The organism is Blautia sp. JLR.GB0024, assembly GCF_037000545.1.
GTDB classification, from domain to species: domain Bacteria; phylum Bacillota; class Clostridia; order Lachnospirales; family Lachnospiraceae; genus Blautia; species Blautia celeris.
Genome location: NZ_JBANBF010000005.1, coordinates 98,985 through 120,395, shown reverse-complemented (window position 1 = coordinate 120,395; position 21,411 = coordinate 98,985). Strand labels below are relative to the sequence as shown.

Genomic DNA, 21,411 nt, shown 5'->3' with positions numbered 1-21,411 from the left:
GGATGCAGTATTGTAAACGTTGCAAAATTACAGTCAGGAATCCCCACAGAAAATGCCCTCTCTGCCAGGGGAATCTGGAGGGTATCCCGGAGGAGGAGAATCAGATGTTCCCGGATTTCACCAGGGAAAACTCCCGCATGGCCATGGGATTCCGCATATTTTCTTTTGTTTGCATTGCGGTATGTGTTGCTGCGGTTTCTGTGAACTGGACCATGGGTTTTCACAGTTTCTGGTCAGGCTATGTGCTGGCCGGTGTGGGCTGCATGTGGATCCTGTCAGCGGTCGCTATCGTAAAGCGCAGGAATCTGTTCAAGAATGCAGTCTGGGAGGCAGTGCTTTTGTGGGCAGTCTTTTTGTTCTGGGATTTTATTACAGGGTGGAGAGGATGGTCTGTGGATTTCGGGATACCTATTGTGCTGCTGGCTGTCTATGTGATCTTGTGGGTGGTGGTGTTCGTGACCAGGGCGCCGGTCTCACATTATATGATTTACATGGTCATAGTGTCCGTGGGAAGTCTGATCCCCCTGATTCTTCTTCTGTGCGGCGCAGTCGGCGTGAGGCTTCCGTCGGTGCTGTGTGTGGCAGGGGCGGTGCTCATGTTGTCCGCGTTGGCTATATTTAAGGGCAGGGCCCTGGGCGAGGAGCTGAGGAAAAAGACGCATTTGTAAAGGAAGGTAAGGAAATGGTATACGATATACTTGCAGTAAATCCGGGCTCCACATCTACGAAAATAGCTGTATTCAGAAACCGGCAGGAAATGTTCCGGGAAGACATTGAGCATGATCCTGCGTTTCTGGACAGCCATCCGGATATAGAAGAACAGTTTCCTTTTAGAAGAGATATGGTTCTGGCCTGTCTGGAGGCACATTCCTATCAGGTGGAACAGTTAAGCGCTGTTGTTGGCCGGGGCGGACTTCTTCCTCCTGTAAAAGCAGGCGGATATACCGTGAATCAGGCAATGAAAGACAGGATCTTAAAAGGCCCCGTCAGTCCCCATGCATCAAATATGGGCGCACTGATCGCAGATGCGGTGGCTGCACCGCTTGGGATTCCCGCCTTCATTTATGATGCGGTGTCTTCGGATGAATTTATGGAAATTTCGCGTATCACCGGCATTCCGGAGGTGGTGCGGCAGAGCTTCTGCCATGTGTTAAACAGTAAGGCAATGGCACGAAAGGCAGCGGAGGAAGCGGGGAAGTCCTATGAGGAGATGAATTTTCTGGTGGCGCATATGGGCGGCGGGATCTCTTTCTCAGCTCACAGACACGGGAAAATAGTGGATGCCCTCAGTGACGACGGCGGAGCCTTTTCCCCGCAGCGTTCCGGGAGTGTGCCCATTATTTATATTGTAGACATGTGTTACAGCGGGAAATATACCAAGGCAGAGCTGATGCGGAAAATCCGCGGAGACGGGGGACTGAAAGCGTATCTGGGAACCTATGACTGCCGGGAAATCGAGAAAATGATACGTCAGGGAAATGAAAAGGCTGAGCTTCTGTATGAGGCGCAGGCATATCAGGTGGCAAAAGGGATCGGACAGCTTGCCCCTGCACTGAAGGGGAATGTGGATGCCATAATTCTCACAGGCGGTATGGCACACTCCAAAATGCTGACGGACTGGATCACCGATTATATTGATTTCCTGGGACCGGTCAGGATCATGCCCGGTGAGATGGAACTGGAGGCATTGGCCTACGGCGCCCTTCGGATCCTGCAGGGACAGGAGAAAGCCAATATTTACAGGGATGCCCTTTATGGGTAAAGCCGGATATTCTGTGGTATCATATGAGAAATGGAGGATGAGGACAATGAAGCAGTTATTAGTGGTGGTTGACATGCAGGTTGATTTCGTGACCGGTGCTCTGGGCACAACGGAAGCCAAAGCCATTGTGGAAAATGTGGTTAAAAAGGTCAAAGAAGCTAAGGCGATGGGGAAAACGGTGGTGTTCACCCTTGATACACATGAGAAGAATTACATGGACACCCAGGAGGGAAAGAATCTGCCCGTTCCGCACTGCATCAGGGATACAGAAGGGTGGGAGCTGATACCGGAGCTGAGAAGGCTTGCAGCCGGATGCAGACTGGTGGAGAAGCCTACATTTGGAAGTACGGTTCTTGCGCATCTGGCAGGAAAAGAAGGGTATGATGAGATTGAACTTGTGGGTCTGTGCACAGATATCTGCATTATCTCCAATGCCATGATATTGAAAGCCGCGCTCCCCGAGGCAGTGATCTCTGTGGATGCGTCCTGCTGCGCGGGAGTTACAAAAGAGAGCCATGAGAATGCACTGGAGGCCATGAAGGTCTGCCAGATTCAGGTCGGATAGAGAAAATGAAAACGGTGAACACAGCGTACCCGGAAGGCAGCTATGTTCACCGTTATTTTTTACAAAATGATCAAAAGCAGTGTCATGCACACAATGCTGATAATAATACTGATGGAATTGATTTCACTGGAAAGTCCCACATCACCCCCGCATTTTTCCGTAAAGATCGGATCAAAGGATGCCAGCGGTGAGAAGAGCAGGATGACCAGTGTTTTTTTCAGGGCTCTGTCAAAGGGAAGCAGAAACCAGGCGGCAAGGGAGAATATGAGGGCCACCAGGTAGCGGACACTTAAGATACGGGTTATGGATGAAAAATGTCTGCGGTTTAAGGTGAGTTCCATGCCGATTCCCAGCATTGTCATAGCCATGAATGCGTTTGCCTCCGCCCCGATTCCCGCAAAGGTGAGTATGCCCCCCGGCAGCCTGAGATGCAGCAGGCTTAAAAGTGTCATGAGCAGGTAGGTCAGGGTGGGTACGGAGGAAAAGGTCTTTTTTAACAGGGAGCCTATGGTGGTTCTGTTATCCGGGTTCTGCACACTGGAGGCCAAGGCATAGGTTCCGCCTGTGCACAGCAGGGAATTGCCGATGTCAAACATGGAAGCGGCGATCACCCCGGAGGGACCTACAAAGCTGTGCAGATAGGGAATGGCAAAGGTGCCGATGTTGAACCCTGAGTGGTTGATCATCTGAAAAGCCTTCTCATCCGGGCTTTTCTTTCTCGCCATAAAATATCCCGTTCCGATCAGAAAGAAGGTTCCGCAAAATCCAATGGGAACCAGAAAAAAGAGAGAGGTGTCAAAATCCATCTGGCTGAAATTATTGATGATGGCACACGGCAGTGTGATCTTAACCACCAGTGCGGACACCACACGGAAGTCCTCTTTTTTCAAAATATGTATCTTTTTCAATGTAAACGCCAGGGCAATCATGCAGATAAGTGCAGCGGCCCTGGTTAGTATGTCTGCCATTTTTGGGTCCTTTCCCGCAGCTATTTGGTCAGGCCTGCACATTTGCTGCGCTGGCCGTACATAAAAAAGCTGCTCTTTCTTTTTCAATACTACTTAAATTAGCACAAAAGAAAGGGTTTGGCAATATCCAACCGTTTTTCACACAGAAATAGCCGCTGTTTGCTCCGCGCCCGGCAGCCGGAAGTTCCCCTGCATGTTCAGGAGGACCGGAGTGCCAAAAAGTTCTTAGGCGATATCCCGTAAAATTTTTTAAAACATTTGCTGAAATACCCTGCATCCGTAAAACCACACAGTGCCGCTGTATTCTGTATGGAAGGAGACTGCTGCAGCAGAAATTCCTTGGCCCTGTGCATTCGGAAAGTATTGATGTAGCTGCTCAGTGTACTGTGGCTTTCCTGGCTGAACAGTGTGCTCAGGTACTGGGGACTGACGAAAAAATGGGCGGCAATGGTTTCCAGTCTTAATTCAGGGTCCATGTAGTGCTGACCAATATAATCCTGGATATCCGATATCAGGTGAGTCTTGCCGGACTCCGTATTTTTTCCGAAACGTTCTAAAGCGGAGATGTAGGTGTCTGTGATCAGCTTTTTGAGCTGGTCAATATTTTCGCAGTTACGGTAGGAATCCAGGGCATTCTGCAGTTCTGTAAATTCCATGTCCGAACAGCCGCATTCCGTAATGAAATCATCCAGCACTGTGATAAATAAGGCAGCCGTAAGCCGGGTCTTGCGGATATGGCAGTTCGTCTCCTGCATTCTGTCAAAGGTGCTGCAGATGTATTGGATCACCTGTTCCCCCTGTTTTCTGCGCAGCAGAAGCAGAAGTTCACGGCAGATATCGGATGTGATATCCATATCCTGGGAAAGGACTTCCCGGCTGTAATACTTAAATACCGTGAGATTCTTATAGCTGCTGTTATGCTGGGCAGAAAGTGCCTCCTCATAGGAAGCTTTGATTCCCTGGGCACCATGCTGCGGTGTTCCGCTGAAAATGCTCACAGGTATATGGACCGTATCCTTCAGCAGCTTTATCAGGTGTTCGCACAGTTCTTCCAGACGGGGAACCTGGCAGGAGCCATCCTTCAGCCCCAGGATAATATACTGGTGGGAAAGGGAGTAATCCACATAAAGAAGATGCTCATATGTTCCGTGAAGGACTTCCGTACAGATATTTTCCATAATGGAATGACAGAGTGCCAGGTCGGTTTCCCAGTTCCACACAGAGGTATTGGTGCTGTTCAGTTTCAGGGAGAGTACCAGGAACCAGTCTGTGCCTTCCAGCTCTGCCTGCTTTTTCAGCACGGCGAATTCCTCCGGTTGGCAGTCGCCTGATATGGCTTTGCTGAAGAAGTTAAGAGCCATGTGTTTTTGGTAGATGCTCCGTGACTGATAGTAGTCGGATATTACATCCTGTCTGTGGCGTTCGCTGTCAATTTCCAGACTCAGTTTATCAAGACAGTCGAGAAGTTCCCGGTTGTCCACCGGCTTCAGAAGATACTCCTTTACCCCCAGAGTAATGGCCTGCTTCGCATAGGCGAAGTCGCTGTAACCTGTGGAGAGGATGAATTTTGTCCGGCAGTCCGGAACAAGGGAACGGATCATCTCCAGGCCGTCCATGACAGGCATGGAAATGTCCACCAGGGCAATATCAGGCTTCAGTTCCCGGATGATTTCAGCACCGGAAGCTCCGTTGTTGGCTTCGCCGATAATCTCATAGTTTTCCTGTTTTTTGATGAGGCTGCAGATGGATTTGCGGAAAAACAGTTCATCATCAACAATTATCAGGGTCTTCATCTTTTGCTCCTCCTTTGGGCAGAGTTACTGTGACTGCGGTAAATTCTTTCTCCCGGCTGGTTATAGTAAGGCCATAGTTCATTCCGTACAACAGTATGATCCTGTGGTGAATGTTGGGAAGGCCAAAGGATCTGCCATCCACACTGCCGGAATAAATGGATGTCTGCAGCTCTTTCAGCTTTTCTGGGGGAATACCGGTTCCGTTGTCGGTTATGGTTATTGCTACGTTTGCGTCATCCTCGGTTATATTGACGCAGATATGACATTTTTCTGTGGATAGGGCATGGACAAATATATTTTCTACAATAGGCTGGAGCGTAAGCTTAGGTATGTCGATCTGGTCCATGGGAAATGTGGCTGTCAGGTTGAACTCATAATCTACATATTCCATATAGCGGAGGCTCTGTATGTACAGGTATTGCTCTGTCAATTCCAGTTCCTGCTTCAGAGGAATGATGAACCGTCCTTTTGAAAGGGAATTCCGGTAGAAGACAGACATTGCGGCCACTGCTTTTACGGCGGTCTCATTCATCTCCAGTTCAATCAGGGATTTGATAGTGCTCAGTGTATTGTACAGGAAATGGGGATTTATCTGGGATTGGAGCAGCCGGATCTCCATCTCCTGTTTTGCGCTCTGTTCTTCATATACATGATCGATCAGAGTCTGTATGCGCTGCATCATAAGGTTGAACTGCTTGTACAGAACTGCCAGTTCATCGTTGGAGTGATAGCTTGCGGATATATCCAGGTTGCCCATGGAAGCTGTCTCCATCTTGGAGGCCAGGCGCTGGATGGGGGCTGTCACAGTCCTTGTGCAGAGCATGGAGAAGAACAGGGAGAGGATGAACAGCAGTACGCATATGAGAACAATGGTCTGCAGCACAGTCCTGTGCTCCATGGTAAGATTCTGCAGAGGTATCAGGTTCACCACATACCAGTCCAGCCCGGGATATTCCTTTCTGATGAGCAGTGTCTCTGTTCCGTGGATATAGGCGGTTGCCATATTCGTATCTTCCAGTTTCTTCATCTCTTTGGTGCTGATTCCCGTATAGGAGGCAAAAGATTCATAGATTCCCTCGGATGTTGAGGAGGACAATATCCTGTTATCAGAGTCCGTTATGTAAAAATTCCGCAGATCACTGTCCGGCAGGTCCCGGAAGGCGGAGGATATGCTGGATTCCTGGATCAGAAGGGCGACGGTGCCCAGATACTTTGTGGTGTCAATGTCCGTAACTGGTTTTAAGGCGGCGAATGTTGGTGTGCCGTCAATCGTGTAAGGACCTAAAAAGTGGAAGGAAGGATCCGTCTGCAATACCTGCAGAAATTCCGGTGACAGGCAAGGGGTCAATTCTTCTGTGATATCCGTGCTGCTGTGATACCAATTGTTTTCTGTGTCAAGAATATCCCAATTAGATATATTTTTATGTAAACCAATAATTCTTTGTGCCTGTTTGGTGAGCGTGGAATTTACAAAAAAGCGTGACAGTGCGTTTTCAGGTACCGTGGGGTTTTCCTTCAGGGTTTCACCAATATCACTGTTGATGGACAGGGTAATGGCATAGTCGGAAATATGGCCTATTTTTTCACTTAGATTGTTGGTGATGATCGTAAGCTGCTGTTGGCTGGATAAGGTAGCGTGTTCAACCAGCGCATTTTTAGCAGTGTTATAAAATGCGACTGCTGTGATGACTAATATAAAACCACTCAGAAAAAGGTAGGTGATCAGCAGCCGGTGTTTAATAGGAAAAGTTGAAAAAATGTAGAATACAGAGTGTTTTATCCTGTTCATAGAAAGCTCCTTTTTTTCTCCATTGGTTTCATATGAATATTTTCACAGCCACTTTGGCAATAGGACTTCTACCTGGCTTCAGAATCTTTTCTTACAGCCAGCACATTAGATGCGTAGAATTGCCGTCTGGCTACAAGTTATTATACAATAATCGGATTTATGTCACAAGCAATCTGAGAACTATAGGAAAATATTCCAAGTGTACTTAAAATTTTCCATATATTTTGTCGAAAAAATTTTCTATAATGAATCTACAAACAAAAAACAGAAAAAACCGAATCTCAGGACGTCATGATGATAAGGCAAATTTAAAGGAGGAAAAAAGGATGAAACTGAAGAAGCTGGCAGCTGCAGGTTTAGCTGCAGTCATGTGTGTAACGGCAGTCGGATGCGGAGGCAATGGGGGAACCGGTGATAAAAAGGAAGAAAATACACAGAAGACGCAGGAAAAGGAATCCGGTGATAATACTGACTCAGAAGATCTGGTGATCAATTACGTCAGTGCAAGAGGTGAGACAGATGCAGCTCTTAAGACACTGAAGAAGATTGCGGAGATGTATAAGGAGGATCATCCCGGTTTTGAATTTAATGTAGAATCCATAGCGGACAGGGCAACCTATCTCCAGAAAATAAAAATTCTGGCATCCAGCAACGAACTGCCGGATTGGTTTGATGCGGACCCGGAGGCCTTTTTTGAAGGTATCTGCAAAAAGGGAATTATCTACAGCATAGATGACCTATATGACGAACTGGGATTAAAGGATAAGTTCTTTGACATTGCACTGGATTATCCGAAACTGAGCGACGGAAGTAATTATCTGATGACCTGGCAGGGAAATGTGGAGTATTTCTGGTATCATACCGAAATGTTCGAGGATGCCGGAATCACAGAGACGCCCAAGACCCTGACAGAACTGCTTGAAGCATGTGAAAAGCTGAAAGTAGCCGGGTACACACCAATCTCAGCCGGCAACTATGATATGATCATGCGATATCCGGCATTTAAGGCATTCCGTATGGCAGGGAATGAATTTATTGATAATGCCAGAATGGGTAAAGAAAAGTTTGATTCAGAGGTGGGTATCGCCACAGCAGAATATACACAGCAGATCTCGCAGTATTTCAGCGAAGGCTGGACAAATTCGGATGCCACAGCACAGATGGACCTGTTTTTGAATAAAGGTGCTGCCATGTTATACACAGGGACGTGGGATACTCCGGATCTTGTGGATGAGAATAAAGAATTAAAAGATGATATTTCTACATTCAAGCTTCCAATAGACAGTGATAAAGATGCGACAACAGAGAATGACTATTATGCCAACTGCGGCATCGGAACTGCGGTATTGAAAGATTCCATGACTCCGGCTATGAAGGATTTCATTAAATTTGTATGGGACAATTTCGCGGATATGGCTATGTATGAATTTGATATGCTGCCGTCCATGATGCCTAGTGACCCGGATAAACTTCCGGAACTGACACAGCAGATTCTGAAGGATCTGGAAAACTGCGGCACCTTTGCTCAGTGCTGGGATGTCCGTCTGGACCCATCCACAAACGAAGTTTACAGAAAAGAACTGGCTAATCTGGGTATGGGCGAATCCACTCCAGAAGAATTTTGTCAGAGAATGGATGAAGCGGTAGCGCAGTATGCGCCGGACTATTTTGATGTGGAATAAAAAGGAAGGGTCCGGAACCTGTAGGGGAGACCGGACCCTTATCACTCAGGAAGGAGAGGAGTATAGATGAAACCCAGAAATAAAATACAGCCTGCGCTTTTTGTACTTCCGGCTTTTTTCGTATATTTTCTTACGGTGATCATTCCTATTCTGTGGTCTGTGGGTTATAGTTTTTTTTCCTGGAACGGCATTAAAGATATGGAATTTGTAGGTCTTGCCAATTATGTAAGGATGTTTTCTGATGGGACGTTTAAATCGGCTGTAGTGAATAACCTGAAATTTGTACTATTGGGAAGTTCGTTCCAGCTTCTTGCGGGTCTGTTCCTGGCAATTTTGTTATCCCATATCATCAAGGGGTCCAATGTGCTGCGTGTCATTTATTTTATACCCTGTATCATATCGTCCATGGCAATCTGTCAGATATTTTCCAAGATGCTTTCCGCACAGCCACAGGGCCTGGTCTGTTATCTGATGGAGAAAATGGGAATGGACCCCATTGCCCTTCTGGCAAATTCAAAGACTGCCCTTGTCACTATAACACTGATTGACGGGTACAAATACTGCGGTTTGTATATGATCATATTTTATTCTGCCTTTGTATCCATTTCCAAGGATGTACTGGAAGCATCCATTATGGACGGGTGCAGTCTCATCCAGCAGTACAGATATATCAAACTGCCTTTGATAAAGAATATTTTCAGTATTGTAGTGGTGATGCTGATCAATGGATGTTTGAAGACCTTTGATGTCTTCTATATACTGGATAATAAATCAAAATCGACGGAAATGGTAGCGACCTATATGTACAAAACAGCGTTTAACTCTGCTGACTTTGGATATGGCAGTACCCTGGCGGTATTTCTTGTGGTGGAATGTCTGGCGGCGGTATTCGTTATCCAGAGACTGCTGGGGACTGCGAAGGGGGAGGAATCAGAATGACACATGCAGGGAAAAGCAAGGCTGTAAGAGGTATTTTTTATTTTATAGTGCTTATCATAGTAATGATACAGATATATCCTATTTTCTGGGTGATCTGTTCCAGCCTGAAAACATCGGAGGAGATGACATACACCGCTCAATACGCCCTCCCATCAAGCTTCTATCTGGGGAACTATATAAGCGCTCTGACAATCTCCGCAATCCCAAGATACTTTTTAAACAGTACCATCGTTGCTGTACTGACCCTGCTGGGTATTGTAGTCCTGGGCTGTCCTGTGGCCTTTGTGATCAGCAAGGTGAAAATAAAACATGCGGATGCGCTGATGGGATTTTTCCTTTTTGGAATGATGATTCCCATATTCGCCTGTCTGATCCCCATGTTCCAGATCTACAATGCGTTGGGGCTGAGGAATACATACTGGGCATTGGTACTGCCGCAGGTGGGATTTGGGCTTCCTATGTGTATTTATCTCTACACGGGATTTTTTAAGTTCCTGCCGGATTCCCTGCTGGAGGCAGCAGTGATCGACGGCGCAGGGATGGGTACTGTTTTCTGGAAGATCGTAGTTCCCATGGCGAAGAATACCACCATGACGGTGCTCACTTACAATTTTGTTTTTGTGTGGAATGAATTTACATATGCCAATACATTCATATCTTCGTCGGAGATGAAGACACTTCCCATCGGTTTGAACGATTTTGTGGGGCAGTTCGGACGAGTGGACTGGGGCAGCACATTTGCCGCCATTGTCATTTCTATTCTTCCGACACTGATTGTTTATTTTATATTGAATAAAAATATCATAGAGGGTATGGCTGCAGGCGCAGTGAAGAGCTGATACAAAGGAGGATGCAGGATATGGAGACAGTAAAGAATCTGGAGGATGGCTGGTATATTCTCCAGGATGTACATGATACGGGGGAAGAGCTGGGCCTGTATACAGACAGAGAAGCTTTTACGGAGATGGGCCCCCAGATCTCGGAATGGGAAAAACTAAGCGGGTTAAAACATCTGCAGCTTTTGTTTGCCGGCCAGCCTTATTTCGGAAGGGAACTCAGATATTTTAACCAGGCTCCCTGGTGGTACCGGCATGAATTTGACTTACCAAAAGGAGATCAGCAGAGGATTCGGCTGAGGTTTACCAACGTGGATTACTACTGCAAAGTGTGGGTGAACGGACAGTTTGCAGGGGAACATGAGGGATATTCCGCGCCGTTTTCCTTTGATATCACAGACATTGTAAAACCGGGAGAGAAGAATCTTCTCATCGTTAAGGTGAGTTCTCCCTGGGACGATGAAGTGGAGAAGAAGAGAGAGGATTCCAGGACCATTCTTGTGAAGCGCAGAATGGTGAAGGGAACCTATGAGCATTCAGATACATTCATACAGCGCGATGTGAACCCTGTGGGGATTTACGGCAGGGTGGAACTCATAATGACCGAACAGGAGTTCATGGAGCATCGGCCGGAGATATCCTATGAGCTTTCCGAAGACATGGACAGCGCACTGGTAAAGGCAAAGGCGGCACTTGCAGGACTTACACCCGGTGCCAAGTACAGGATGGTACTGAAGATAAGGGATGAGAGATCCGGAATCTGTAAGAGTGAAGCGGTTTTGGATTTTACAGCGGAGGCCGGTGAGGAGGAGAGGACGTGTTTCGTCAATATGGAGGATATTCTTCTCTGGAACACCTGGGATCACGGCCAGCCGTGGATGTATACCGCGGAAGTTTGGATTGAGAGAGACGGCAGCAGGGTATGCGGAAAAGAGTCTGTTTTTGCATTCCGGAAAACAGTGATCGTGCGGACGAAAGAGATCACACGTTTCCGTCTGAACGGCAGGGATTTTTTTGTCCGTGGAACCTCTTATTTTCCTGACTGCTATATTTCTGCCATGACAGAGGAGCGGTATTACCGGGACCTGCTTAACATCAGGGCAGCAGGCTTTAATCTTGTGAGGGTTCATGTCCATGTGGAACAGGATATGTTTTATGACCTGTGCGACAAAATGGGCATTGCGGTCATCCAGGATTCAGAGTATAACTGGACGCACCCATCTACAGATGAGTGGGCAGAGAAGTTCATCGGCATTTACAAGGAAAACGTCAGGATGCTGATGCGCCATCCCTCCATTATCTGCTGGATCGGCATGAATGAACCCGGCTGTGTGGACCCGGATGGGGACACCAGGAGAAGATTCATGGAGGAAAATCCGGGGCCGAGGCTTTACCGGGAACTGCAGGAGATGGACCCTGACCGTCCCATCATCAAGGGTTCTTTCTGCGATGAGGACATTTTCAGCGGGGACAGCCACAATTATCTGGGATCACTCAGCGGGGGCGAGTACAGGGAAATCTATGGGACAACGGAGAAGCTGAATACAGAGTATGGATTTGATGCGCCTGCCTGTGCAGAAAGCCTGAAAAAAGTCCCGGCTGTATACAGACGTCTCGCAGGTATCGAAAAGGAGATCCCTGCCATCCAGGATTATCAGTATAAACTGCTGAAATACTATACAGAACACTACAGAATCCAGAAATATGCGCCGTGTTCCGGGTATGTGCAGTTCATGTTCATTGATTTGTGTCCCCAAAGCTTTTATGGTCTGTACGACTGGTGGGGGATTCCGAAAAAAGGACTTCAGGCCATGCTGGAGAGCAACAGCCCGGTAGGTGTTTTTGCAAAATACAGAGATGCACTGGATGGCCTCTATGCCGTAAACGATACAGATAAAAAATACGGGGACTGCGAAGTTTTCTGGGTGATAACAGAGACGGAAAGCGGGCAAGTGGTGGAGCAGAATACCGCAAAAATCCATATGGAGCCGGATTCCGTCAGAGAGATCATCCATTTTCCGGAAGGATATGGGGAAGGGCAGAGGTGGAATCTGTATGTCAGCATGACGGATCATGAAGGAAACTGTATTGCGCAGAATTCCTACAGAGATATCTTTGCATTATCCTCCAGGGTCAAAGGGCATCCGGAGCGCATGAGCCATGAGACAGGAATGAGAATCTACTGGGCATAAGGAAAAAAGAAACCCCGGTACTGCAGTCTATGAGCAGTACCGGGGTGATTTGTATCAAGGTTTCGGGAACACGATCTCCACAGTAAACAGATCCGCATCCACCATAATCTGCAGGCTTCCGCCCTGAAGTTCCACAAAGCTCTTGGCAATCGCCAGGCCCAGCCCGCTTCCCTCCGTATTTCTGGAGGCATCACCCCGGACGAACCGTTCGGTGATCTCCGACGGGTTGAAGGTCAGCTCTGAGGCTGAGATATTCTTCATAGAAATGCGTACCCGTTTCTCGTCGTTCTCCATATCCACATACACCCGGGTCCGCGGCATGGCGTACTTGGTGATGTTCACCAGCAGGTTCTCGAATACACGGTAGGTCTTCTGGCTGTCAAGAGGAAGGACTACTTTATCCTCGGGCAGACGCCAGCGGAAGTACAGGTTGGATGCCTCAATCTTATCATGAAGCTCCAGTTTTGCCTGCTGCATCAGACTTACAATGTCCACATCCATAATGTTCAGTGTTACATTTCTGCTGGTCGCTTTGCTGATCTCAAAGAGATCCTCGATCAGCAGCTTCAGCCGTGTAGATTTTTGTTCCAGAACGTCAATATAATGACGTCTCTCTTCGGCCGGCAGATTCTCATCCTTCAGAAGGTCCACATAAGTGATGATGGCTGTCAATGGCGTCTTCAGGTCATGCGATACGTTGGTGATTAGGTCCGTTTTCATTTTCTGGCTCTTGACCTCTTCGTCCACAGCCTTCTTGAAGCCGCTCTGTATCTTGGTGATCTCGCCGCGGAACGGTTCAAATACGCCCAGTTCCTCAGGAATCGTACCGTTCAAGTTGCCCTCGGCAAGCTGGTTGGTTGCGTCCAGCAGTCTGTGATACTGTTTCTGCAGGTCATTGCAGTATTTCCTCAGAAGGAAGAACAGTGCAAGGGAGTAAATAATCAGTGCTCCGATGCCCCAGACCCACATCAGACTGATAAATCCCAGTATGATAAAGTTGATCAGTACCACTTTGATCAGAACTTTTGTGGTATCATCTTTCAGATTGATATGGAGCATACTGTTGTAAATGTTTTTGACCGTGCCTTTTGCCCAGGGCCAGATGCGGTAAATGATCACCCGTTCCTGGATGTATCGTTTCGGTCCTATGACAAAGACGGTTCTGATACATCCTGCCGCCCAGTAGCACACTGCAAAGATAAACGCCCACCCGATGAATCCCCAGAAATACTGAAGCACAGAGGCCAGCCCTTTGGGTACACCGATGCTGTGCAGTACATTGTAAATTGGTTCATTGCTCATGGTATTGCCGTTCACGGACATGGAAAGGGAAAATCCCAGAACAAAGCTGGCTGTTATGAAGACCAGTTCAAAAGGTACCTGGAATATTTTCTCGTCTCCCAGCTGCAGCGGTTTGATAAACGGCAGAAGCAGTGCTGCAGCGGCTACCAGACCCAGCAGAGTAATGAAGACAATGGACAGATCGGCGGTTGAGCGGTAAGTGTCAACGCCCAGGTATTCCATATATCCGTTTGAGCTTTCCATAAAGGATGCCAGATTTTCTGCTGTCATCAGATAGATATAGGTGCGGCCCTGTGGTTTCTGGAAAGGCGCATCCATGCCGTATTGGTCGTCAAAGCTGGAACATGGGTTCTGACGGACCTGTTCGTTGAGAAGCTGTGTGGCGTTGCCGGGTTTTCCGTAGAAAAACTCTGCCTGCGATACATTTCCGCTCTCATCATATTTGACAATAGCGCCGAAAGCGTATTTCTTATCCAGCGCCTCGGGTTTTGTCTGGGAGAGAAGCGGATCCAGTTCCTCTGTTGCGTTGGAGTCTATCACTTTTCCGTTTTCATCCCTCACTTCATACTGAAGATAAGAGCGCAGGGTGGAGAAGTTATGCTCCCATCTGGAGAAGTAGTTGGAAATCTCATTGGCGGATGCGATGATGGCTTCCTCTGAAGAGTATCCTCCGTATTCATCTCCGTAGCTGTTCTTGTATTTGGAAGAGGGGAAATTCTCTTCGTCCAGGGACTCCTTTGATATTTCCCGGGAGGAAGTATTGGACTTGGAACCTGAATTTTTGTCCTCTTCGTTCTCTTTTGTCTGTTTGTCGTTTATTGCAGAAGGGAAAAAGATGTCAAACGGAATCATGGCCGCCTGGTTTTCCCTCTGTTTTTCTTCCGCATAGAGCACATAATTGGATTGCACAAGTGTGCTCATGAAGCTGGAAGTGTTGAAATTCGGCTCAGAATTACCCTGGCCTTTGATATAGTGCGGGCGGATGATCATCATAGCCAGTGAAGGCAGCAATATGACGAGGATCACCAGCACGACTGCAAGTTTACGAGAATTTTTCAATTTTATATCCAACTCCCCACACCACCTTTAAATATTTTGGCTCCTTAGGGTTGATCTCAATCTTTTCACGGATGTTGCGGACATGCACCATGACCGTCTCTGTGTTCACAGCACGCTCATTCCACACACGTTCATAAATTTCATCCGCGGAGAATACCCTTCCAGGATTTTTGATTAACAGAAGGAGAATTTTGAATTCCATGGGGGTCATTTTTACAGGGGCTCCGTCTACCCGCACCTCGAAGGTACTCTCGTTCAGCTCGAGCCCGCCCATGGTGTAAATGGTATCTGTGTTTTCCTGTTCTTTCTGCTGCAGTTTTTCCATGAATCTTTTGTACCGACGCATTTGAGAGTTCACCCTTGCCATAAGCTCCATTGGGGTAAATGGTTTGGTGACATAGTCATCGGCGCCGATGTTCAGCCCCATAACCTTATCCACCTCCTCGGATTTGGCTGAGAGCATGATAACCGGGAAATCGTGTTTTTCCCTGAGTTTCATGGTCATGGTGATACCGTCCATGCGGGGCATCATGATATCCACAATTGCGAGATGGATCTCTTCCCGCTCCAGCATCTCCAGCCCTTCTACGCCGTCGCCTGCCTGAAATACTTCATATCCCTGGCTTTTCAGATAAATGGCAACTGCCTCCCGGATGTCCTTGTCGTCTTCTACGATTAAAATGTGATTCATTTCCATGGTATCTCTTCTCCTGTGTTCAGAAGGCCGCTTACGCTGCGGTCCTCCTGCTGTTACTATACTGAGTATAGGAATCAAAATTAAAAAGTGACGTGGTATAAATCGAAAAAAATTCTAAAGATTTTTAAAGAAACCTTTGACCGCATCCATGCGTGTGGTCATACTGCCCAGCATGGCATCCAGCACCACAAGGGCAGCCATGGATTCCACCACTACAACAGCCCTCGGTACAATAATGGGATCATGGCGGCCCTTGATGGATATTTCAATATTCTCTCCCTGGCGGTTCACAGTCTCCTGGACCGCAGCCACGGAAGGGGTTGGCTTGAAGGCAGCGCGTATAAGGATTGGCGCGCCGTCACTGATCCCTCCGGTGATACCGCCGGAATGATTTGTCTTTTTCTTTACATTTCCCTCTTCGTCCATGCGGTATGCATCGTTATTATGTAAACCATCTGAGGAGGCGGCAGCGATGCCGGCCCCCACTTCAAAAGATTTTACTGCACCGATGGAAAAGACGGCTTTCGCCAGATTGGCGTCCAGCTTTTCAAAGGCAGGCTCTCCGATACCTGCGGGGACACCTTTAATGACACATTCCACCATACCGCCGGAGGAATTTTTCTCCTTCATACAGCCTTCCAGATATGCCTGGGCTTTCTTCGCGGCTTCTGCGTCCGGCATATAGAGGGCATTGCGTCCCATCTCCTCCTTGTCGAATCTGCTCTTGTCAATGGTGACAGGGCCGATGGAGAGGGTGTAGGCGGTGATCTCCACGCCCAGCTCTGCAAGTATTTTGGCGGCCACGGCACCTGCCGCCACACGTCCGATGGTCTCACGCCCGGAAGAGCGTCCGCCGCCCCGGTAGTCCCGGAATCCGTATTTGATATCATAATTTCTGTCCGCATGTCCGGGGCGGTAATAGTTGGCGATCTCACTGTAATCGTGGGAGCGCTGATCTGTGTTGCGGACCATGAGAGAGATGGGGGTGCCTGTGGTCTTCCCCTCAAAAATGCCGGAGAGGATTTCTACCTCGTCCGCTTCCTTTCTCTGGGTGGTAAAACGTGACTGGCCCGGTTTTCTGCGGTCCAGGTAAGCCTGAATGTCTTCCGCGGAGAGCAGAAGTCCTGCGGGACAGCCGTCAATGACAACGCCGATCCCCGCACCATGGGATTCTCCCCAGGTCGATATTTTCAATATATTTCCGAATGTGGAACCATACATACTATACACCTCGTTTTCTGAATTCTTTCTGATATTTCCTGTTGTGAATGTAATAAGTTTATCTTTATTTTCCTATATTAGCATGGTTTTTATATAAAATCCATTGAAAACTGCTTGTTGTTACGTTACACTGAAATATATTGACCGCTATCCACATCACTGCCCCGCGGGGTGTTTTCAGGCCGAAGACATGAAATTCCTGAGGCAGTATTCCCCTTGGCCGCCGGGTTTCCATCCTGCTTTGGGATGTATATATCCCCGTGGCCGGGGGGACAGTAAAAAATAAGAGGAAAAGACGAATGAAAAAGAAAATACTGATAATAACAACAGGCGGAACTCTGGCCTGTGTCAGCAGCGAAAACGGCCTGCTGCCCGGATTGAACAGCAAAGATATCCTGTCCTATATCTCTGATATCACAAGCCTTTATGAGGTGGATTTCTACGAACTGTTCCAGCTTGACAGCGCCAACATCCAGCCGGAGAACTGGCAGGCCATGGCAGAGGCCGTCTATGAAAAATATAAGGAATACGACGGGATCGTCATCTTCCACGGCACGGACACCATGGCTTACACCTCCTCTGTGCTGTCCTTTATGCTGCTGAATATCCCTATTCCGGTAGTTATCACCGGAAGCCAGCTCTCCATTACAAATCCTCTGGCGGATGCGGTGGAGAACTGCAGATGTGCTATCCATATGGCAGGCAGCGGCATGCCCGGCGTATTTTTGGCATTTGACAGAAAAATCATGCTGGGGACCAGGGCCAGCAAGATGCGCACGAGAAGTTTCCACGCTTTTGAGAGTATCAATTATCCCTATGTGGGTGAGGTGGATTCCAGGGGACTGGAAATCTATAAAAATATCATTCCGGCCCCGTCAGGCCCCTGCGTTCTGGAGCGGAGGCTGGAGAAGAAGGTCTTTCTCATCAAGCTGGTACCGGGATTTGACGGTAAGATTTTTCAGTTTCTGTATGAACAGGGGTACCGGGGACTGATCATAGAGGCATTTGGAATGGGAGGGATTCCCACTCTGTCCTCCGAGGTGCTGGACGAGCTGCGCCTGGTGATCGACAAGGGAATGATTGTTGTAGTGAAAAGCCAGTGTCCTTATGAGGGCAGCAACCTTTCCGTATATGAGACCGGCAAAGCGGCTCTCAAGGCCGGTGCTTTCCAGGGATATGATATGAGCACAGAGGCCATTGTCACCAAGGTTATGTGGATACTGGGCAAACACTGGGAAAGAAAGAAAATCGAGGAGATGTTCTATAAAAATCTGGCAGGTGAGATCAAAATACCTGAGAAAGAGATGGAATGATAAAATTCATAGCCGCCTGGCTGCTTGTCATAAACGTGGTGTCTTTTGCCATGTTTGGTATGGACAAGTGGAAGGCAAAACATAAAAAGTACCGGATACCCGAGTCCACGCTCCTGCTTTTGGCCGTACTTGGCGGTTCTGTGGGAGCTGTCTGCGGCATGGATTTCTTCCGGCATAAGACCCTGCACAAAAAATTCAGGCTGGGCCTGCCACTTATCCTGGCTGTCCAGGTCCTGCTTGCGGCGGGATGGCTGTGGTACAGCAGATGACACGGAGATGGAAGGAAAGTTCTCCGGGCAGCGGCAGGGTACATCATAGGAAAGTAGAGGTGACAGGATGCGCATATTGATCGCTGAGGATGAACGTGATCTGAACCGCCTGCTGGTGAAAAAGCTGACCGCTGAGAGCTACAGCGTGGACGCCTGCACCAACGGGGAGGAGGCACTGGACTGTCTGGCCTGTGCCCGTTATGACGCGGTGATCCTGGATATTATGATGCCGAAGATGGATGGGCTGGAGGTTCTGAAAACCATGCGGAGGAAAAAGGAGACCACGCCGGTGCTGCTTCTCACCGCAAGGGACAGCGTGGAGGACCGGGTGAGAGGGCTGGATCTGGGGGCGGATGATTATCTTGTAAAACCCTTTGCCTTTGAGGAGCTTTCCGCCAGGATACGCGTCATGCTGCGGAAGCCTGAGAAGGAAAAGAGCAGCGTGTGCTCTGTGGCGGACCTGCATGTGCATCTGGATACCCGCCGTGTTTTCAGAGGAGAGAAGGAGATTACCCTTTCGTCCAGAGAATTTGCCGTGCTCAGATATCTGATACAGAACGCGGGCATTGTTCTGTCCAGGGAGAAGCTGGAACAGCATATCTGGAATTATGATTACGCGGGGGGATCCAATGTAATTGATGTCTATATCCGGTATCTGCGGAAGAAGATTGACGAGGGATTTGAGCCAAAACTCATCCATACGGTACGGGGTGCCGGGTATGTTCTGAGGGAACCCATATGAAAAATCTGTCTTTGAAACAAAAACTGACGATTCTCTATACAGTTCTGATGACCGTGAATATCTGTGCAGTACTGGCGGTCCTGTTTTCTCTCAGCAACAGGGAGATACTAAGTTCTGTCCAGAACCGGCTGCGGGAAAGTGTGACCGGAGCTTTTGATGACATTGACTGGGAGGATGGAAGGCTGGATTTTGACTCGGATATCCTGGAGCTGGAAAACGGCGTGTATCTCTCTGTGTATGATATGGATGGAACACTACTGTACGGCAAGATCCCTTACGGATTTGACCAGTCCATGGATTTTCGGGACGGTCAGGTGCGGAGACAGAAGACCGGGAGCGTGGAATATTATGTCCTTGATATGTCCTATGCGCCGGAAGAGAATGTGAACCTGATGGTGAGAGGAATCATTTCCATAACAGATGCGGAGGAGAGTTTCCGTATCACCCTGCGCCTGGCGCTTATCTGTCTTCCGCTTCTGGTGGTGCTCACTGCCGTATTGGGGTACTTTATGACAAGAAGAACACTTCGTCCGGTGGCCCATATAACGGAGACAGTCTGTGCCATCCGGGAGGAGGAGGATCTGTCCAGAAGGATTGGACTGGGGGAGGGAAGGGATGAAATATACCGCCTTGCCTCCACTTTTGACAGTCTGCTTGGGCAGATTGAAGACAGTATGAAACGTGAGAAACAGTTCACTTCGGATGTTTCCCATGAGCTGCGTACCCCTCTTTCCGTTATTCTGATGCAGTGTGATGCCCTTCTTGCCCGTGACGGGCTTTCCGGGGAGGTGCGGGAGGAAATCACGGTTATCCAGAGAAAAGCAGACAGCCTGTCACGGATGATCTCCCAGCTTCTTCTCCTGTCCAGAGCAGACCAGGGCCGTGAGAAGGTGACAATGGAGATACTGGACTTTACCGGGCTTTCCCAGATGGCAGCAGCGGAGATGGAAGGTATCGCGGCGGCAAAAGGGATACGGCTGGAAACGGCAATCAGCCCCGATATCATGGTGCGTGGAGATGAAACCCTGCTGATCCGCCTTTGGCTCAACCTTCTTCAGAATGCAGTCACATATGGGAAAGAAGGAGGCTGCATCCATATGGGGCTTTGGGAAGATGAGGATACGGTTACCGGATATGTGGAAGATGACGGAATTGGGATTAGTGCCCGGGATCTGCCCCACATCTGGGAACGTTTTTACCGGGCCGACAGCTCGCGGAGTAATAACGGGAGTTCGCAGAACAATAACGACAGCTCGCAGGGCAATGTCAGCAGCTCAGGGCTGGGGCTCTCCATGGTGCAGTGGATCATAAGTGTGCATAAGGGGACAATACAGGCTGTAAGTGAGCCGGGCAGGGGAAGCAGATTTACCTTCCGAATTCCGAAAGAGAAAAAAAGTTAAGGATTTTAATCTGTTTTTAATCTTTCTCTGATAAACTTACCGTATACAAAGAATAGCGGATGTGTCCGCTGGATATACAAAGTATGAAAGGAGTTTATCGTATGAGAAAAAAATATATTACATTTATGATGGCAGCAGTCATTTCCGCAGCGCTTTTGACAGCCTGCGGCGGTACGGGAACCAACCAGAATGCCGCGCAGGGCACAGGCCAGACGTCCGAAAGCAGTGGTTCCCAGAATGGAACGGACCAGGAGTCTGGGAACAGCAGCAGTTCCCGGAAGAAAACAGGCCAGGAGTCAGGAAACAGCAGTGGTTCCCAGAATGGAGCAGGCCAGGCAGCCGACAGTGATTCCCAGAATGGAGCAGGTCAGGCAGCCGGCAGTGATTCCCAGAGCGGCACAGCCTCTGCAGTCACCGAGGATGAGGCCAGGAAGACAGCTCTCTCCGATGCCGGTGTGACGGAGGAACAGATCACGGGAATCCGCGTGAAAAAAGACCATGATGACGGTCGTCAGGTCTACGATGTGGAATTTTATTCCGATAATAAGGAATATGATTATGAGATCGACGCTTCTACAGGCGAAATATTAAGCTCTGATTTTGAGATTGAAAATGATTTTAACAAGGACAGCGCATCAGACCTGAACCCGGCAGTAAGCCGGGAGGAGGCATCCGCCGCGGCTCTTGCAAAGGTGCAGGGAGCCAGTGAGAAGGATCTGCGCATAAAGCTGGATGATGATGACGGAAAGATGATTTACGAAGGTGATATCTACTACAACGGTACGGAATATGAGTTCGAGATTGACGCCGCCACCGGTGACTTCCTGGAATGGAGCGAGGAGCGGAATTAAACAGCAAAAAACAGGGGAGGATCTCCATATA

General features: G+C 48.4%; 18 protein-coding genes. 12 read left to right on the top strand and 6 right to left on the bottom strand.

Annotation, left to right across the window (positions count from 1 at the left end; translation table 11 throughout):
• The first annotated feature begins 2 nt into the window (after positions 1 to 2).
• The 3 genes from V8Q34_RS13650 to V8Q34_RS13640 are packed head-to-tail and all read left to right on the top strand — an operon-like array spanning position 3 to position 2,327.
• A complete protein-coding gene (locus V8Q34_RS13650; protein ID WP_103731014.1) occupies positions 3 to 668 on the top strand; it encodes a DUF6320 domain-containing protein in 666 nt (221 codons plus the stop codon).
• A 14-nt stretch (positions 669 to 682) separates the two neighbouring features.
• Positions 683 to 1,762, top strand: a complete 1,080-nt coding sequence (buk, locus tag V8Q34_RS13645) for a butyrate kinase (protein WP_335835686.1) — start codon at positions 683 to 685, stop codon at positions 1,760 to 1,762.
• A gap of 46 nt (positions 1,763 to 1,808) precedes the next feature.
• The gene (locus tag V8Q34_RS13640; protein ID WP_103731021.1) at positions 1,809 to 2,327 is read left to right on the top strand and encodes a cysteine hydrolase family protein; all 519 of its coding nucleotides are present in this window, start codon (positions 1,809 to 1,811) and stop codon (positions 2,325 to 2,327) included.
• Positions 2,328 to 2,386: 59 nt separating this feature from the next.
• Here V8Q34_RS13640 and V8Q34_RS13635 read toward each other — a convergent pair whose 3' ends face one another.
• The 3 genes from V8Q34_RS13635 to V8Q34_RS13625 all read right to left on the bottom strand — a co-directional run bounded on the left by V8Q34_RS13635 (position 2,387) and on the right by V8Q34_RS13625 (position 6,877).
• On the bottom strand, positions 2,387 to 3,295 hold the full coding sequence (locus V8Q34_RS13635) for an AEC family transporter (RefSeq protein ID WP_227245693.1): 909 nt from the start codon (positions 3,293 to 3,295) through the stop codon (positions 2,387 to 2,389).
• Between the two features lie 197 nt (positions 3,296 to 3,492).
• On the bottom strand, positions 3,493 to 5,088 hold the full coding sequence (locus V8Q34_RS13630; RefSeq protein WP_244806844.1) for a response regulator transcription factor: 1,596 nt from the start codon (positions 5,086 to 5,088) through the stop codon (positions 3,493 to 3,495).
• Positions 5,066 to 6,877 carry a cache domain-containing sensor histidine kinase gene (locus tag V8Q34_RS13625; protein ID WP_335835685.1) on the bottom strand — a complete coding sequence of 604 codons (1,812 nt, stop codon included), beginning with the start codon at positions 6,875 to 6,877 and terminating at the stop codon, positions 5,066 to 5,068. The genes V8Q34_RS13630 and V8Q34_RS13625 overlap by 23 nt, the downstream gene beginning before the upstream one ends.
• 326 nt (positions 6,878 to 7,203) lie before the next feature.
• Between V8Q34_RS13625 and V8Q34_RS13620 the strand changes: the two genes are divergently transcribed.
• From V8Q34_RS13620 to V8Q34_RS13605, 4 genes are all read left to right on the top strand, one after another.
• Complete coding sequence (locus V8Q34_RS13620; RefSeq protein ID WP_227245689.1) at positions 7,204 to 8,559, top strand: ABC transporter substrate-binding protein; 1,356 nt, start codon at positions 7,204 to 7,206, stop codon at positions 8,557 to 8,559.
• Positions 8,560 to 8,625: 66 nt separating this feature from the next.
• Positions 8,626 to 9,498: a carbohydrate ABC transporter permease gene (locus V8Q34_RS13615; RefSeq protein WP_033139828.1), complete on the top strand. Its 873-nt coding sequence runs from the start codon at positions 8,626 to 8,628 to the stop codon at positions 9,496 to 9,498.
• A complete protein-coding gene (locus V8Q34_RS13610; RefSeq protein ID WP_103731011.1) occupies positions 9,495 to 10,337 on the top strand; it encodes a carbohydrate ABC transporter permease in 843 nt (280 codons plus the stop codon). The genes V8Q34_RS13615 and V8Q34_RS13610 overlap by 4 nt, the downstream gene beginning before the upstream one ends.
• A 20-nt stretch (positions 10,338 to 10,357) precedes the next feature.
• A complete protein-coding gene (locus V8Q34_RS13605; protein ID WP_335835684.1) occupies positions 10,358 to 12,526 on the top strand; it encodes a glycoside hydrolase family 2 protein in 2,169 nt (722 codons plus the stop codon).
• 54 nt (positions 12,527 to 12,580) lie between these two features.
• Here the strand turns inward: V8Q34_RS13605 and V8Q34_RS13600 are convergent, their stop codons facing one another.
• From V8Q34_RS13600 to aroC, 3 genes are all read right to left on the bottom strand, one after another.
• Positions 12,581 to 14,899: a sensor histidine kinase gene (locus V8Q34_RS13600; RefSeq protein ID WP_054351513.1), complete on the bottom strand. Its 2,319-nt coding sequence runs from the start codon at positions 14,897 to 14,899 to the stop codon at positions 12,581 to 12,583.
• Positions 14,871 to 15,584 (bottom strand): response regulator transcription factor, encoded by a 714-nt coding sequence (locus V8Q34_RS13595; RefSeq protein WP_033139824.1) that lies wholly within the window; start codon positions 15,582 to 15,584, stop codon positions 14,871 to 14,873. Before V8Q34_RS13595 ends, V8Q34_RS13600 begins: the two co-directional genes overlap by 29 nt.
• A gap of 114 nt (positions 15,585 to 15,698) precedes the next feature.
• Complete coding sequence (aroC, locus tag V8Q34_RS13590) at positions 15,699 to 16,805, bottom strand: chorismate synthase (protein WP_033139823.1); 1,107 nt, start codon at positions 16,803 to 16,805, stop codon at positions 15,699 to 15,701.
• Positions 16,806 to 17,104: 299 nt separating this feature from the next.
• Here aroC and V8Q34_RS13585 point away from each other — a divergent pair, with 299 nt between their 5' ends.
• The 5 genes from V8Q34_RS13585 (at position 17,105) to V8Q34_RS13565 (ending at position 21,380) form a co-directional block, all read left to right on the top strand.
• Positions 17,105 to 18,118, top strand: coding sequence for an asparaginase (locus V8Q34_RS13585; protein WP_054351514.1), 1,014 nt, complete (start codon positions 17,105 to 17,107; stop codon positions 18,116 to 18,118).
• Positions 18,115 to 18,387 carry a DUF1294 domain-containing protein gene (locus V8Q34_RS13580; RefSeq protein WP_256129550.1) on the top strand — a complete coding sequence of 91 codons (273 nt, stop codon included), beginning with the start codon at positions 18,115 to 18,117 and terminating at the stop codon, positions 18,385 to 18,387. Before V8Q34_RS13585 ends, V8Q34_RS13580 begins: the two co-directional genes overlap by 4 nt.
• A 67-nt stretch (positions 18,388 to 18,454) precedes the next feature.
• Positions 18,455 to 19,129, top strand: coding sequence for a response regulator transcription factor (locus V8Q34_RS13575; protein WP_335835683.1), 675 nt, complete (start codon positions 18,455 to 18,457; stop codon positions 19,127 to 19,129).
• Positions 19,126 to 20,529, top strand: a complete 1,404-nt coding sequence (locus V8Q34_RS13570) for a sensor histidine kinase (protein WP_335835682.1) — start codon at positions 19,126 to 19,128, stop codon at positions 20,527 to 20,529. Before V8Q34_RS13575 ends, V8Q34_RS13570 begins: the two co-directional genes overlap by 4 nt.
• 101 nt (positions 20,530 to 20,630) lie before the next feature.
• Positions 20,631 to 21,380, top strand: a complete 750-nt coding sequence (locus V8Q34_RS13565; RefSeq protein WP_335835681.1) for a PepSY domain-containing protein — start codon at positions 20,631 to 20,633, stop codon at positions 21,378 to 21,380.
• The last annotated feature ends 31 nt before the right edge of the window (positions 21,381 to 21,411 follow it).